Source organism: Cupriavidus sp. SIMBA_020, assembly GCF_046535395.1.
Lineage (GTDB): Bacteria > Pseudomonadota > Gammaproteobacteria > Burkholderiales > Burkholderiaceae > Cupriavidus > Cupriavidus campinensis.
In genome coordinates, this window is record NZ_JAWRWU010001202.1 from 1 (window position 1) to 252 (window position 252).

1 protein-coding gene is annotated in these 252 nt (G+C 69.0%); it reads left to right on the plus strand.

From position 1 onward, the window contains the following. The coding region (locus SB751_RS33340) for an acyl-CoA dehydrogenase family protein (RefSeq protein ID WP_410749410.1) at positions 1–252 on the plus strand (252 nt) is incomplete at both ends.

The following is a 252-nucleotide window of genomic DNA, read 5'->3' on the forward strand; positions in this document are numbered from 1 at the left end:
GCCATGATCGCCGACAGCCAGGCCGAACTCTACGCCGCCCGCTGCATGGTGCTGGACGCCGCCCGCCTGCGCGACCGCGGCGAGAACACCACCATGCAGGCCGCCTGCTGCAAGCTCTACGCCACCGAAATGGTCGGCCGCGTCGCCGACCGCGCCGTCCAGATCCACGGCGGCGCCGGCTACATGTCCGAATACGCCGTGGAACGCTTCTACCGTGACGTGCGCCTCTTCCGCATCTTCGAAGGCACCTCG